The sequence below is a fragment of the Longicatena caecimuris genome (genome assembly GCF_018406465.1).
In the GTDB taxonomy this organism is placed as follows: Bacteria; Bacillota_I; Bacilli_A; order Erysipelotrichales; family Erysipelotrichaceae; genus Longicatena; species Longicatena caecimuris.
The window spans coordinates 1,172,696-1,188,193 of record NZ_AP024510.1; the positions used below are offsets into that span (position 1 = coordinate 1,172,696).

Annotated in this window: 14 protein-coding genes; 9 read left to right on the top strand and 5 right to left on the bottom strand. The window is 39.4% G+C overall.

Annotation, left to right across the window (positions count from 1 at the left end; translation table 11 throughout):
- Positions 1-19: 19 nt before the first annotated feature.
- The gene (locus KJS44_RS05440) at positions 20-808 is read left to right on the top strand and encodes a nucleoside phosphorylase (RefSeq protein WP_008689041.1); all 789 of its coding nucleotides are present in this window, start codon (positions 20-22) and stop codon (positions 806-808) included.
- An 82-nt stretch (positions 809-890) separates the two neighbouring features.
- On the opposite strand, the gene KJS44_RS05445 is transcribed toward KJS44_RS05440, so the two are convergent.
- Positions 891-2,216 carry a class II D-tagatose-bisphosphate aldolase, non-catalytic subunit gene (locus tag KJS44_RS05445; RefSeq protein WP_008689039.1) on the bottom strand — a complete coding sequence of 442 codons (1,326 nt, stop codon included), beginning with the start codon at positions 2,214-2,216 and terminating at the stop codon, positions 891-893.
- Between the two features lie 279 nt (positions 2,217-2,495).
- Here KJS44_RS05445 and KJS44_RS05450 point away from each other — a divergent pair, with 279 nt between their 5' ends.
- The gene (locus KJS44_RS05450) at positions 2,496-3,800 is read left to right on the top strand and encodes a sensor domain-containing diguanylate cyclase (RefSeq protein WP_008689037.1); all 1,305 of its coding nucleotides are present in this window, start codon (positions 2,496-2,498) and stop codon (positions 3,798-3,800) included.
- Positions 3,801-3,831: 31 nt separating this feature from the next.
- On the opposite strand, the gene KJS44_RS05455 is transcribed toward KJS44_RS05450, so the two are convergent.
- A complete protein-coding gene (locus KJS44_RS05455) occupies positions 3,832-4,713 on the bottom strand; it encodes an RluA family pseudouridine synthase (RefSeq protein ID WP_008689035.1) in 882 nt (293 codons plus the stop codon).
- Between the two features lie 235 nt (positions 4,714-4,948).
- On the opposite strand from KJS44_RS05455, the gene KJS44_RS05460 reads away from it, so the two are divergent.
- The 3 genes from KJS44_RS05460 to KJS44_RS05470 all read left to right on the top strand — a co-directional run bounded on the left by KJS44_RS05460 (position 4,949) and on the right by KJS44_RS05470 (position 7,445).
- Positions 4,949-5,329, top strand: coding sequence for a desulfoferrodoxin family protein (locus KJS44_RS05460; protein ID WP_008689034.1), 381 nt, complete (start codon positions 4,949-4,951; stop codon positions 5,327-5,329).
- 121 nt (positions 5,330-5,450) lie between these two features.
- Complete coding sequence (locus KJS44_RS05465; protein WP_008689033.1) at positions 5,451-6,194, top strand: copper homeostasis protein CutC; 744 nt, start codon at positions 5,451-5,453, stop codon at positions 6,192-6,194.
- Between the two features lie 90 nt (positions 6,195-6,284).
- Positions 6,285-7,445 carry an iron-containing alcohol dehydrogenase gene (locus tag KJS44_RS05470; RefSeq protein ID WP_008689032.1) on the top strand — a complete coding sequence of 387 codons (1,161 nt, stop codon included), beginning with the start codon at positions 6,285-6,287 and terminating at the stop codon, positions 7,443-7,445.
- A gap of 69 nt (positions 7,446-7,514) precedes the next feature.
- On the opposite strand, the gene KJS44_RS05475 is transcribed toward KJS44_RS05470, so the two are convergent.
- Positions 7,515-8,366 carry an NAD(P)-dependent oxidoreductase gene (locus KJS44_RS05475; protein WP_008689031.1) on the bottom strand — a complete coding sequence of 284 codons (852 nt, stop codon included), beginning with the start codon at positions 8,364-8,366 and terminating at the stop codon, positions 7,515-7,517.
- Between the two features lie 69 nt (positions 8,367-8,435).
- Complete coding sequence (locus tag KJS44_RS05480) at positions 8,436-9,329, bottom strand: membrane protein (RefSeq protein WP_008689030.1); 894 nt, start codon at positions 9,327-9,329, stop codon at positions 8,436-8,438.
- Between the two features lie 176 nt (positions 9,330-9,505).
- Here KJS44_RS05480 and KJS44_RS05485 point away from each other — a divergent pair, with 176 nt between their 5' ends.
- Entirely contained in the window at positions 9,506-10,705 is a 1,200-nt protein-coding gene (locus KJS44_RS05485; protein WP_008689029.1) for a cation diffusion facilitator family transporter, read from the top strand.
- A gap of 107 nt (positions 10,706-10,812) precedes the next feature.
- On the opposite strand, the gene pgeF is transcribed toward KJS44_RS05485, so the two are convergent.
- A complete protein-coding gene (gene pgeF, locus KJS44_RS05490; RefSeq protein WP_008689027.1) occupies positions 10,813-11,577 on the bottom strand; it encodes a peptidoglycan editing factor PgeF in 765 nt (254 codons plus the stop codon).
- Between the two features lie 248 nt (positions 11,578-11,825).
- On the opposite strand from pgeF, the gene hrcA reads away from it, so the two are divergent.
- Genes hrcA through dnaK form a run of 3 tightly spaced genes read left to right on the top strand, consistent with a single transcriptional unit; the run spans position 11,826 to position 15,350 of the window.
- Positions 11,826-12,842 carry a heat-inducible transcriptional repressor HrcA gene (hrcA, locus tag KJS44_RS05495; protein WP_008689025.1) on the top strand — a complete coding sequence of 339 codons (1,017 nt, stop codon included), beginning with the start codon at positions 11,826-11,828 and terminating at the stop codon, positions 12,840-12,842.
- Positions 12,843-12,851: 9 nt separating this feature from the next.
- Complete coding sequence (gene grpE / locus KJS44_RS05500; protein ID WP_008689024.1) at positions 12,852-13,520, top strand: nucleotide exchange factor GrpE; 669 nt, start codon at positions 12,852-12,854, stop codon at positions 13,518-13,520.
- 18 nt (positions 13,521-13,538) lie between these two features.
- A complete protein-coding gene (gene dnaK, locus KJS44_RS05505) occupies positions 13,539-15,350 on the top strand; it encodes a molecular chaperone DnaK (protein ID WP_008689023.1) in 1,812 nt (603 codons plus the stop codon).
- Positions 15,351-15,498 lie beyond the last annotated feature (148 nt).

The following is a 15,498-nucleotide window of genomic DNA, read 5'->3' on the forward strand; positions in this document are numbered from 1 at the left end:
GTGCCGAGGAGGAATGAGAATGCCGTGGTGCAAGAAAGAAGATACAACAAAAGCCATCATAACGGCAAAGCGTAATATGCAAAGTTCTCACCATGATGTAAAGATGATACAAAAGTTGCCGGAAATTGCTATTCTGTTCTTCATAGGGAAAGCTATACCTTATGTTTTGCGCACTTATGAATGTGATGAGCTATCCGCCAAATTTCCACGCTTTTTAAATCCATGCCCAATATATCGTTTTAAGAACATGGAAGCATGTTTTTTGGATGGAGGCAGAGGAGCACCACAGGCTGCAGATACTTTGGAAACGTTAGCGGAACTAGGAGTAAAAACGATTATATCTGTAGGCATGATAGGAGCCTTTCATCCAGCTTTCCATGTTGGTGATATACTTATCCCTTCCCATGCGTTAGCTGAAGAAGGAACTTCTCATCATTACTATGAAGATCTCATCTTTGCGTATCCTGCGCATCCTTTATGGGAAGAGCTAAAAAATCTATTGCCACAAGCGAAAAGTGAGCCAATTGTGAGCTGTGATACTATTTATCGTCAAACCCTGCGAAAAGAAGAGCAATGGCGTAGGCAAGGCTGTGTCGGTGTTGATATGGAGACCTCTGCCATTATGAGCATTGGAAATTACCGGCATTTGCAGACAGCAGCAATTCTTATGGTTTCTGATGTTCATTCACATGAAACAGAGCATTGCGCTTGGGAATGGAAGGTGACAGATGCAATGCGAGAGGCTTTTACACGTACTTGTATTTCTTGTGTACAACGCTTATCCAGTGATAAAGAAATAACGAAATGAATGGATGGAAAACATCTCTTCTGATAGACATAAAAAACAGAAGGCAAATTCGCTTGGAGAGCTGCCTTCTGCTTTCTTGTTATTATTTGAATAATTCTTCCTGATGGGATGCAAAAACATATTCATCAATCGTATTTTTGATACGGTCTTTGATCAATGCTTCCGGATCATTTTCTAAAACACCTTCACGTACTTTTGTATACTGAATTGGCATAAACTGTGATAAAGCGGCGAGAGAGATACCTTCTTTACGCAGATTAGCAATCAATTTATCTTTCGCTGCTGCAACCTTAGGATTTGGCATATAATAACGGCTGCGATCAGAGAAACTGAATTTACGTTTGAACCATAATGCGTTATCATCACCATGATAATGTTTGCACCAGTTCTTAGGTTCTTCTAACATAGCTTCTTCCAAAACATCAATAAAATGCGATTTTTCATCATCTCTGCCATGGAACTGCATATCTTCCATATATGCTAATGCAAACAATGCTTCACGCATGCCATAGGTCATTCCTGGACCTACCTTCAAGATGCCAACACCATCTTCTACAAGTTCGCGTAGTTTGTATTTTGTCTGATAATCGGTAGAATGTCCTTCAAATACCAGATTAGGGAAATCTTTAATGCTTGCCATTAAATCTTTTGCTTTCTCGCGATCATATTCCGTACATCCGGCATCTTTTTCTTCTACACCTGGTTGAACAACCACGGCGATGACATCCTTCCAGATATCGTCCAATCCTTCTTTTTTGAATGCTGCTTCAAATGCTGCAACCGTTGCCTTGAAATCTTCAACTCGTGTTACCTGCATGCCGGCATCTGCTTCCTGAGCACCGCCAGGAATAGGTACTTCACTACCTACGATATAGACAGGACGAACAGCATCAGGATTGGTTTTTAAAACTTCCTGGTAAGTATCTTCACATACACGTGCAAGTTCAGCACCGCGGCGAGCGATGGTTTCATCACTTAAGCGAACATTTGGATCATCGTCTGCTACCTTCATGCTGGTATCGATATGAATCTTAGTGAATCCGGCAGCGACATAGCAACGAACCAATTCACGAGCCATTGCCATGGCTTCTTTTTCTGGCTTAGAAGCAAAGGTCAATGGTCCTAAATGATCTCCGCCCAAGAATACACGATCTTTTGCCAAGCCTACTTTATCAGCTTTCTCCATAACGAAGTTCATGAAGTCAATAGGCTTCATTCCTGTATAACCACCATTTTGATCTACTTGATTTGCGGTAGCTTCAATCAGCACACAGGAATCATCACGTTTTGCAGCCTCTAAAGCAGCTTCAATGACATAATCATTCGCACTGCAGCAAGAATAAATTCCTACCGGCTGACCATTCTTCTGTTTTACTACAATTTGTTTTAATGGATTTGCGTTTGGCATTATAAAACCCTCCTTATCTAATTCAAATTATAACACGAATAAAAAGAAAGTAAACGGATACATATCGGCTTGCTAGTTTGTATAAAAGTTTTATTCAAAAATGCAAATTTCATGAATACAATGAAGTAGATGCATCTTGCAAAGCCTGTTATGTCAGATATTGTCGAGAAATCACTAGTTTTGTAAAGACTATGAAAAGGCATTGTATTCAATAGAATTCCTTGCTATACTATGGGCTAATGCAAGAATGTGATTCATTTGTGATTTGAGGTGTTTTGTGTGAATAAAAAAGAACTGGCAATCTTACAAAATATACAGCATTTGATACAGCAGTTGGATTGTGGAGCAGATGATGAGGAACAAAAACCAAACGTAAGCAGTTTCGCCAATCGAATGCTTGCTTTAAGTAAGATTACATGCTGGCGATATGAACCTATGAGTAATATGTTATTTTTTACAGATGAGAAAGGGTCTAAAAAGCATCCAAGTGGATGCTCTCTTACCCTTTTCCTTAAGGAGTTGAATAGAAAAGACCGTCAAAATATGCTAGATGCCTTTCATCGATTGTTAACAGAAAGTTGTGAGGAAATAACCTTTACTTTTGCTAAGCCTTTTAAAAATGGTCAGCATTGGTATGAAGTACATGCCTGTCGTTATGAAAAATGTATCATAGGGACGATGTGTTTATTACGTCATGAAGATGAACAAGCTCAAAAAGCGTTGCAGGATAAACAAAAATTCGAACTGTTAATGAGCATTGCCAATGTTTTTGTATGGGAGTATGACGTAGGAAAAAAGGTGTTTTCTGCGAATGAGTCACTTTGCCAAAAACTTGGTGTTCCGCATAAAACCTTTCCAATCAAAGAGTTAAAAAAGGTCTTAAAAATTGAACGTCTAGACGACTTTTTAAAAAATATACATGAAAAACCACAGCAAGATCACAGCGTCATTCATATCACCAATCCTTATGGGGATATGCAGTTTATCTTTGAGACCAGTTTTAATTCTATTATTGATAATGAGGGAAAATGTATTCTGGTTTTGGGAACCTTGCATGATATAACAGAACAGGAAATCTTAAAAGATAAGGCTAGTCGTGATGATCTGACAGGGTGTTTTAATCGGGGAAGTGCCGATGTAACACTTTTAAATACCTTTAAACGTTTTCAAGAAACGAAGGAACAATATATGATCATCTTTTTCGATATTGATAAGTTTAAAGAATATAATGATACCTTTGGACATGATGCCGGTGATTATGTCTTAAAACGTTTTAGTTTGTTGATTATGCAGGAAATTAGAAGCAGTGATCGATTGTTCCGATGGGGTGGTGATGAATTTTTATTACTATGCAGTGGCATTGCAAAAGAAAATATGTATACGTATATTGATCGCTTGCGCAGAGTGATTGCCTGTGCACAGTTCACATATAGTGGTAAGAAGTTCCGCGTTACCACAAGTATTGGCGCAGCGTATTATTATGCCAATGATACGACTTATCAAGATGCGATGAAGCGGGCAGATCGCAGTGTGTATAAATCGAAGCTAGCAGGACGTAATAATGCCTGTATGCTGTTGAAATAGTAGTATAGTATGTTTAGTTGGATATGCTTTTTTAAAGCAGGTCTTTCATGTCCAAGGGCATTTCACAGGTTACTTGTATATTCTTATTTGTGAATGGATGCTGTAAGGTCAACAATGAGGCATGAAGAGCTAGACGATGAATTTTATCAGATGGTGTACCATATAAAGAATCGCTCAACAAAGGGTGTTTTAAGGCAGCCAAATGTACACGTATCTGATGGGTGCGACCAGTAAACAAACGTGCATGTATCCAGGAATAGGCTCCATAATTTTTTTGTAAAGTAATCGTTGTTTTGGCATGTTTTCCTGTTGCGGATACGCGCATTTTTCGGGCATCATGACGATCTCTGGCGATGGGATAGGTGATCGTTTGTTTTTTCTGATGGATGCTGCCTTCCACAATAGCTTCATATTCACGTTGTATCTGTTTTTCTTTCATCATATGATCCAATAATGGTTGAAAGAAAGGTATTTTACAAAACAGAACGATTCCACTTGTCTCTTTATCTAAGCGATGTAAGGGACGAACGGGTGCAGTGATTCCTTGCATCAAATAATACCCTTGTACACGATTGCATAAGGTATGTGATGTATCTACACCATCGCTATGTACCAAAAGATGACTTGGCTTATTTACAGCTAATAATAATTCATCTTCATAACAAATCGAAAGCTCTGTAAAGTCTGGCGGTATCGAGGACAAAGTCTCATCAGGTAAGTGAATCTGTACTTCATCATTTTTGGTAATCAATTGATTTTGTTTGCATAAGTTGCCATTGAGATATAATTGCTTGTTTTGATATAAGAGATAACGCGCTTTTTTTGACTGATGCAGATCTTGTAATAGTGTATCTATATCACTATCCTGTTCGCTTTGGATTTGTATACTATGATACTTCATTGTGATCTTCATTTAGATTACTCCTATCTTTTTGAAAGTAGCGTATCATGAATTAGGAAAAATGAAAAGAGTAAATACTTCATTTAAACGATTGTCCTTAAAGAAACAAGCACCATCTTCAGCATTCAAAAAATTTTTAGAGCATATCATTTTTCATTTTAAAAGGACGATGGTATACTGACAACGTATTAAGGAAATACTGACAACGTAAGATTATAAACAACGATAAAACAAGGAGGAAATGAAAATGAAATTATTAAAATGTGCAGTATGCGGCAATATTGTCGAAGTAGTAGAAGATAAAGGCGTTCCAATCATGTGCTGTGGTCAGCAGATGCAAGAATTAAAAGCCAATACAACAGATGGAGCTTTAGAGAAACATGTACCTGTAGCTGAAATTGTTGATGGTAATTTACATGTGAAAGTCGGCTCTATGGAACATCCTATGTTAGCTGAACACTTCATTACAATGATCTTAGTAGAATTTGGTGATAACTTGTATCGAGTAAACTTAAAGCCAGGTGAAAAACCAGAAGCCGTTTTTGCTTTAGGTGATTATAAAGGCAAAATCCATGTTTACGAATATTGTAATCTGCATGGCTTATGGAAAACAGACCTTGAGGCATAATTAACGAAAAAGGAAGATAGGAAAGAAATGGACTATGGGACATAGTCTTTTTCTTCATGCTCTTGCATTCACTTTCTCACCTGCGATACAATACACTTGTATTGACAGGAGGAATATGAATATGGGCTATAAGCTGGAAATCTGCTGTGGCAGTTATGAAGATGTATGTGCGGCTCAACGCGGTGGTGCCGATCGTGCTGAATTAAATTCGGCTTTACATATGGGAGGATTAACCCCTTCACTGGCATCTTTAATCATGGCTAAACGTGATTGCCAAATCCCAATCGTTGCCATGGTAAGAGGACGTGGAGCAGGTTTTTGTTATAATGAAACAGAGAAAAAAGTTATGTTAGAAGATGCAGCCCTTTTATTGGAACATGGGGCGGATGGCTTGGCTTTTGGTTATTTAAAGGAAGATGCAACCATCGATGAAGAAGCTGTTCGTATCATGTGTGATTTGATCCATTCCTATGGGAAATGTGCGGTTTTTCATCGTGCCTTTGATTGTGTGAAAGATATGGATGGGGCTATGGAGAAATTGATATCTTTAGGGGTGGATCGCGTATTGACCAGTGGAGGACAGCCGAATGTAGAAAAAGGAAGTGAGATGCTGGCCCATCTACAAGAAACCTATGGTTCTCAGATGGAAATCTTGGCAGGCTGCGGAGTTAATGAAATGAATGCCAAAGATCTGATTGAGATAACGAAGGTTCAGCAGCTGCACTCTTCTTGCAAGGTATGGAAAAATGATCCTACAACTATCGGCAAGCAGGTGAGCTATGCCTATGCTGCAGCACCTCATGAAATGGCTTATGATGTGGTTAGTGAAGAACGTGTACGCGCTTTGCGAAAAGCCATGATGTAAAGGCATACATAAATTTCTTATAAAATAGTCAAAGCTATAGAAGTGATGAGATGTTGAGGTGTATAATAAGAAAAAAGGAGAAGGATAAACATGGAAAATTTTACGTATACAATACCTACGACCATTTATTTTGGTAAAGGACAGGTGAAACAAATCGGTGATATTGTTTCACAGTATGGAAAGCGTGTATTGCTGGTATATGGTGGCGGCAGTATTAAGCGCAATGGTATTTATGATGATGTTACAGCTATTTTTAAGGAAAACGAAATTACGTATTTTGAATTAGCAGGAGTAGAACCTAATCCACGTATTACAACCGTACGTAAGGGTGTAGAAATATGCCGTAAGGAAAATATTGAAGTCGTATTGCCAATCGGTGGAGGTTCTACGATTGATTGTGCAAAGGTCATTGCTGCAGCAACAAGCTATAGCGGTGATGCTTGGGATATTGTTTTAGATCCAAGCAAAGTTGTCAGTGTCTTACCAATTGTTAGCATTCTAACATTAGCTGCTACCGGCTCTGAGATGGATACCTTTGCCGTCATTAGCGATATGGACAGCAATGATAAGATTGGTACTTCTCATGAAGATATGCGTCCGAAAGCATCTATTCTAGATCCAACTTATACCTTTAGTGTTCCGGCTTATCAAACAGCTGCCGGAACAGCTGATATCATGTCACATATCATGGAATGCTATTTCTCAAATGTGCAAGGATATATGCAGGATCGTATGGCGGAAGGTTTGTTTAAGACCTGTATTGAATTTGGTGTGAAGGCAATCACTAAACCTGATGATTATGAAGCCAGAGCGAACTTGATGTGGGCAAGCAGTTGGGCAATTAACAATTTCATCAAGCTGGGCAAGGCTGTTGAATGGAGTGTACATCCTATGGAACATCAGCTAAGTGCTTACTACGATATTACGCATGGCGTAGGGTTAGCTATTTTGACACCACATTGGATGGAACATGTATTGAATGATAATACTGTAGAAAAGTTTAAAGAATTCGGTGTCAACGTTTGGGACCTGTCAAAGGATGAAGATGCTTATACGATTGCTCATCAGGCAATTCAAAAAACCAGAGAATATTTTGTAGCTATGGGCATTCCTACAACATTGCGCGAAGTTGGCATTGTGGATGATCGCTACTTTGATGTAATGGCAGAGAAAGCATGTGCTGGTTTAGAAGCTGCTTTTGTACCATTAACCAAAGAGGATGTTAAAGCTATTTATCAAAAAGCACTTTAAAAAAGAAACAGTAAAATGGCAAGCATAAAAAAGGTCAGAACTTCTGACCTTTTTGCGACTTTTGATAGTTTATTTCTCTGTACGATAATAATGAACCAGAGCCTGTGTACCATTGTTTCCTTCGGTTTTTGCTAATTCTTCATACATCTCACATACTGTATTCAGCATTGGTAAATTAACTTTGCCAGCCATTTCTTCTTGAACGATATGCATGTCTTTAATGAAATGATGGATATAAAAACCAGGAGCAAAATCCTTTCGCAAGACACGTGGTGCGGTATTGGCGATTTGCCAACTTCCAGCAGCGCCACCCTTGATTGCTTCTAACATGGTTTCTACATCCAAATGATTTTGTTCAGCATAAACAATAGCTTCACTCATGGCTGCGACTGCACCAGCAACAGCGATTTGATTGCAGGCTTTTGTATGCTGACCACTACCAGCCTCTCCCATATAATGCAAACTATTGCCAAGTAGGGATAAAACTGGCGTAACTGTTTCAAATATTTTTTTATCTCCACCAACCATGATAGATAAAGTGGCAGCTTTTGCTCCACTATCTCCACCGGAAACAGGAGCATCCAAGATATCTAAACCATGGTTCTTAGCTTCTTTGTAGAGCTGTTGTGCAAGCTTTGGAGAACTGGTTGTAAAATCAATCAAGATAGTACTAGCTTGTACTGCCGAAAAGATTTTTTGATAAACCTCCGCAACATCTTTTGGATAGCCAACCATGGTACACACAAGCTCTGCATCGCTCACACATTCTTCAATGCTGTCACAAACCTTTACACCATCCTTGGCTAGATCCAATGCTTTCGCTTTGGTACGATTGTATGCAGAAACACTATGTCCGCCATGCACAAGGTGCAGCAGCATGCTTTTTCCCATGACTCCGGTACCAATCCAAGCAATTTTCATATAATCACCTTCCTTGCTTCTTATTATAACGTATCAACTTTTGAAAGCAAAGATGCGAATACTTGCACATCATAAAAACAACATCTGCAGCATATAAAAGGACAAGCAGGAAAAAAGGGCTTGTAGCAAACGGAACAATAAAAACTTGCCATAGGATAGAGGAACATGCTCAACCATAGAGAATATCTGCATATGGACGCAGAAACCGCCAAAGGACAACAGCACACAGAGCAGCAGTTGGATTAGTATGGGAGCATAAGGAAGACTTTGGAGTAAGACAGCTCCACTGGAAAATTCAGCACTGATACGCAAAGGCAGTGCAACAGCTTCGGGCAAAAAGGAGAGCAGCACCCCGCTGATGCTTAGAAATAACATGAGGTAGCCACCAATCATATATAAGGACAGACCGCTTTCTTTGACAGCTATAGACAACTGTTTCATCATGGGCTGTGCAGCACTAGGGGACAAGGCTGCCTGAACACTTTGCTTACGGGTAAAAAACAATAAAAAAAGGCCAGCGAATAACTGTGCTGCATAAAGTAAAATACCGATCTTTACCGAATGATAAAATACTACACCACAAGTCATAATGACAAAACCAGGAGTTGCAAAACAGCAGGTATATAACAAACGCTGTGCCTGTGGTAAGGATAACGTATGCTCGTGATATGCTTCATCAATTAACAGTGAGCCGGTGGGAAAACCTAACAGCATTGTACAAAGAACCAGCTGTACACCGGCTTTGTTCATGTTCAGCAAAGTTGGAAGAAAAGGCAGTGGAACTAAAGCAAACGCATGTGTGTGATATAAAAATTTCACCAGTACCATTGTAACAAACATCGAGGGAACCAACTTTTCAAACCAGATCGTCAATCCTTGTTGTGCATATTGCAGGGTCAAGGAGCCAAAGCAAAGTGTGATAAGGAAACTAAATAAGAGGAAGGGAAGCAGAAGCTTCTTCATGTACATCACCTATTCTATCGTATGATGTTCATGAAAAAAACATGAGGGAAACAACGTTAGATACAAATCTTAATCGGCACATGTTCTTTTGCAGGAAACCTTTAGGAAATAAGAAGGGACTTTGCGTTTTTCATAAAATATGGTAAACTATAAACTCAGAAAACAAAAAGGGTGATATGATGATAGCATTATTAGCAAAAAAAATGATACCAGATCATGAGAATATCGAAAATGAAAAGGTTCGTCGTGCCTATGGAAATCTAACAAGCACGGTAGGCATCGCCAACAATATTCTTTTATTTGTCTTTAAGTTTATCGCCGGTACTTTAGCACATAGTGTTTCTATCACAGCCGATGCAATCAACAACCTGTCGGATGCCGGAAGCTCTGTGATTTCTTTGATTAGTTTTAAGTTATCCAGCAAACCGGCTGATGAGAAACATCCTTTTGGGCATGCACGCTATGAGTGTATTGCCAGTATGGTGGTGGCTTGTCTGATTTTATTGTTGGGCTTTGAATTAATTAAAACAAGTTTAGATAAGATTTTACATCCGGAAGCAGTCGTCTTTTCCTGGCTGTCTTTAGTTATCTTGGTGTTTTCCATCTCGGTGAAACTGTGGATGTATTCCTATAATAAAAAATATGGCAGATTGCTGCAATCTAGCATCATGGAAGCTACAGCAGCAGACAGTATCAGTGATGTTATGGCAACCGGAGCGGTTTTATTATCCTCTATTATTTCTCCTTTGATCCATTTTAATCTGGATGGTTATATGGGCATAATCGTTGCCTTTTTCATTCTATTTGCCGGAACCGGTATTATTAAACAGGCTCTTGATGAATTGTTAGGCCAGGCCCCTAGTGAAGATTTGGTAGAAAAGATTCAGCAAAAGATTATGAGTTATGAGGGCGTATTAGGTATGCATGATTTGATGATCCATGACTATGGCTCACATAACACTTTTGCCAGTGCTCATGTAGAGGTGGATTGTAAAGTAGATGTCTTAAAGTCCCATGATATGATTGATAACATCGAGCGTGATTTTAAAGACAATATGGGATTGGAAATGGTATTGCATATGGATCCCATCAATATTGATGATCCTTTAACGAATGAACTGCGTGATTATATTCGTACATCTGTAAAGGAGATTCATGAAGATCTAACCATCCATGATTTCCGCATCGTACCTGGAGAAACCCACACCAATTTAATTTTTGATGTTGTTGTACCTTTCCATGTGAAGATGAGCAACCAGACCATCTTAGATATGTTATCGGAAAAAGTAAGTGCGAAAGGGCATACCTATTATTTGGTTGTGACCTTTGATCGTGCCTATACCAGTCAATCGAAAACAGAGGCTGCCCAAGAATAGTTGTCAGAAAGTGGTACAGCTAGAAAGCAATTGTTAGAAAATATCCATTTAAAAAAAAACAGTCAGAACTTTCAGTGAAAGTAAAGGCTGGTTTTGTTTCTTTTAATTTAACGTTTCATCATAATAAAGCTAAGATGTCTGCCACAGTCATGATCTCTGCGATAGCTGAACAGCGCTTCATTTGGCTGAAAGGTATCGTTTTTATTTACCGTTATTTGTTCTTCGGGAACACCTAGCTGTAACAGCATGGCTTTATTTAATCCTTTGTTGTTTACCAATGCCTTGCCATTTTGCAAATAGGTGATATAAGCGGATGTATCAAAGCTCATCTGCTGCACTTTTTCAATGACATCTTGACCTACCTCAAAGCTATGATAGTTAATGGCAGGACCGATGTAGGCATGCAGATGGGCAGGCTGTACCCCTTCCTGTGCGAGCAAATAGGCAACACTTTTTCGTGTGATTTCTTTTACGGTACCTTGCCATCCACTATGAATCGCCGCAATTAGGTGGGTGAATGGATCATACAACAGCACCGGTACACAGTCGGCATGAAAAACACCAAGGGCAATATGACTTTCTTTTGTATATAAAGCATCACAATCCGCAATACCATCCACATAAAGCAAGCTGCCCTTTCCTGCATCTGCCTTTGTTACTTCATGCATATGGTCACTGTGGGTCTGCTGCGTAAATACCCATTGATTCAGAGAAATACCAAGATCCTCGCTTAATCTTTGGCGATTCGCAATTACATCAGTCAGGTTTCCTCCCACATGTAAAGCCATATTGTTATCTTCTTTTGCTTGTGCATCTCGCAGCGTTGTCCCAGCTACGATATCTTCATTATCTTTCCATATTATTTTATTCATAATAACCTTCTCTTTCTTCTCTATTAGTATACGATTTTGATAAGAAAACTTTCTTATTTTCATAATAGAATTACATACAGCGAAAGTATAGCATGCTTTTTTTAAAATGCAAACGCCTTTGCCTCTAAGAAAGGAGGCATATGGCAAAGGATTTTTAGGAAATTAGCACTAAAGTGTTGACAGTGCTAACAAAAAGGAATATACTGTTAGCAGACATAGAGGTGGAGTGCTAGAAAGGAGTGAAAGACATGCTAACAAATCGCCAGATATCCATATTTAAAGCAATTGTTGATGAGTTCACCAGAACAGCAGAACCAGTTGGCTCTAAGCGATTGATGGATTTGTTAGAGTTCACTTGTTCCAGTGCTACCATACGAAATGAAATGGCTGCATTAGAGGATGTCGGCTTGCTGGAAAAAACACATACCTCCAGCGGACGCATTCCAAGCAGTAAAGGGTATCGCTTCTATGTTGAACATCTGATGGAGAAGCAACTTGATGAAGGAGTTAAGAATTCTCTTCAGGAAGTATTCAAGGAACGCCATTACTCAATGGATGAAATCGTCAAGAAAAGCTGTGACATCCTATCGCAGATGACATCATTAACATCTGTCGTGTTAGGACCGGAAAGCAAGTATCAAACCTTGCAGCACATTCAGCTATTTCCTTTGACAGAACGCAGTGCAGTCGCCGTCTTTATTACAGACCATGGGCATACGGAAAATAAAACGTTCCATTTTAACACCGAGGTCAGTATAGACGATATCAAGACCTGCTGCAATTTGTTGAATGATAAGCTGAGCGGCACACCGATCAATGAGGTCGTGGAGCGCATGCAGGAAATTGAGCCTTTATTAGCTAGTCATGTCGCACGACATGAAGTCTTGTTTGAAGCCTTCGTCAGTGCTTTCATGAAATTCGCTACGGAGCATGTGTATTGCAGCGGTAAAACCAATATGTTATACCAGCCGGAATTCGCAGATATCGAAAAGCTCAAGGAATTGATGAAGATGTTGGAAGACAGCTCTTTATTCCGTCAGATTGCCAATCACGAAGGCAACATGGCAATTGAAATCGGCGGTGAAAACGAATTGATCCATATGAATGATGTTGCTGTTGTCAGCAGTAAGTTCAAAGTTAATGACAATGAAGAAGGTGAGCTGATGATCGTTGGTCCAACCCGCATGCAGTATAGCCGTGTCGTTGCTTTGATGGAGTATATGAGCAAGGTTCTTGAAGATTTGTATCGACAGGAAGAAGCATAGGAGGTCATCATGCAGGAAGAAAAAGAATTGCAACAAGAAACAACATGTGACTGTGAAAAAGAAGCGTGTAAAACCGAAGAAGTAAAAGAAGCTGGCAAAGACGAAAAGGCAGCGGATAAAGAAGTAAACAAAGATGCGAAGGCAGATGATAAAGAAGCAAAAAAAGATGCCAAAGCTGAAGAAAAGAAAAGCGCGAAGTTCTCAAAACGCAAGCGCATTGAAGAATTAGAAGAAGAAGTCGCTAAATTAAAGGAAGAAGTTGCTGCCAGCAAAAATGCGTATTTCAAGGCATATGCAGATGCAGAAAACTTAAAGAAGCGTTTGCAGAGTGAGGCAGACAACGTACGAAAATATCGTATCCAGGGATTCGCTACTGAAGTATTACCGGTATTGGATAATCTGGAAAGAGCACTTGATGTAAAGGTTGAAGATCCTAATATCAAAAATTATGTGAAAGGATTTGAGATGATTTATCAGCAGCTGGTACACATTCTGGAAAACGAAGGTGTCAAAGTAATTGAAGCACAGGATAAACCATTTGATCCAAATTATCACCAGGCACTGATGCAGGAGGCCAAAGAAGGCGTAGAATCCGGTATGGTCATTGAAGTTCTGCAGAAGGGTTACATGTTAAAAGATCGCGTATTACGTGCAGCACTCGTAAAAGTGAGTGAATAAATTAAGGAGGAAATTCATATGAGCAAAATTATTGGTATTGACTTAGGTACAACAAACAGCTGTGTCGCTGTGATGGATGGCGGAGAATGTAAGGTTATTACAAATCCGGAAGGAAATCGTACAACACCATCTGTTGTCGCATACAAAAACGGTGAAAGAATTGTCGGTGATGCCGCAAAACGTCAGGTAGTCACAAACAAAAATACTGTTTCATCTGTAAAACGTTTAATGGGTACAAATGAAAAAGTAGAATTGGAAGGAAAACAGTATACACCTCAGGAAATCAGTGCGATGATCCTGCAGTATTTGAAAGGTTATGCAGAAGATTATTTAGGAGAAAAAGTAGAAAAAGCGGTTATTACAGTGCCTGCTTACTTCAACGATGCACAGCGTCAAGCTACAAAAGATGCTGGTAAGATTGCTGGTTTGGAAGTAGAACGTATCATCAACGAACCTACAGCTGCAGCTTTGGCTTATGGTATCGATAAGACAGAAAAAGAACAGAAAGTTTTGGTATATGACTTAGGTGGTGGAACATTTGATGTTTCTATCCTGGAATTAGCAGATGGTACTTTTGAAGTATTATCCACAAACGGTGATACGAAATTAGGTGGCGACGACTTCGATAACGTTGTTGTTGATTGGATGGTTGATACCTTCAAGAAAGAAAACGGTGTTGATTTACGTAAAGATACAATGGCAATGCAGCGTTTAAAAGAAGCCGGTGAAAAAGCGAAGAAAGATTTATCCGGTATGGTACAGACACAGATTTCTTTACCATTCATCTCTGCTGGTGCTGATGGACCATTGCACTTCGAAGCTACTTTAACACGTGCAAAATTTGATGAAATGACAAAACACTTGGTAGATCGTACAATGGAACCTGTTCGCAACGCACTGCGTGACGCTGGTTTAACAAAGAACGATATCCATCAGGTATTGTTAGTAGGTGGATCTACACGTATTCCAGCTGTTCAGGATGCTGTTAAGAATGCTTTAGGCAAAGAGCCTAACCGTTCAGTAAACCCTGATGAAGTAGTTGCTATGGGTGCTGCTATTCAAGGTGGTGTTATTCAGGGTGATGTAAAAGATGTATTATTGCTGGATGTTACACCATTGAGCTTAGGTATTGAAACTATGGGTGGTGTCATGACAGTATTGATTCCACGTAATACAACTATCCCTACAAGCAAATCACAGGTATTCTCTACAGCAGCTGATAATCAGCCAGCCGTTGATATCCGCGTATTGCAAGGTGAACGTCCAATGGCAAATGATAACAAGGAATTAGGTATGTTTAAACTGGATGGTATTGCTCCAGCACGTCGTGGTGTTCCACAGATTGAAGTAACTTTCGATATTGACGTTAATGGTATCGTTCATGTATCTGCGAAGGATAAGGGTACTGGTAAAGAACAGTCTATCACGATTCAGAATACTAGCGGTTTAAGTGATGAAGAAATCGATCGTATGGTACGTGAAGCAGAAGAACACAAAGCAGAAGATGAAAAACGTAAAGAAGAAATTGATTTACGTAACCGTGCAGAAGGCTTTATTGCACAGATTGACGGTATGTTAGCTGACAGTGGTGATAAGATTGACGCAAAACAGAAAGAAGAAACACAGAAATTGCGTGATGATTTACAGAAATCACTGGATGAAAATGATATGGCAGCTGTGAAAGAAAAACTGGATGCTTTGGAAAAAGCAGCACAGGCAGCTAGTGCACAGATGTATCAGCAGCAGGCAGGAAATCCTAACGATGCTGGTAATGCGCAAGGTGCTAACGATGACAATGTCGTAGATGCTGAATTTGAAGAAAAGAAATAAAATGTTTGACGACTACAAATCCTAGTGCTTGCGCTAGGTTTTGTATGTTGTTAGAAACGGTATCTAAAAATATAGGATGGCGAGTTTATTGTCATAATGAGAATGATGTGTCATAAATAAAATAAAGAATGGTATTTGTGGCAAAGTA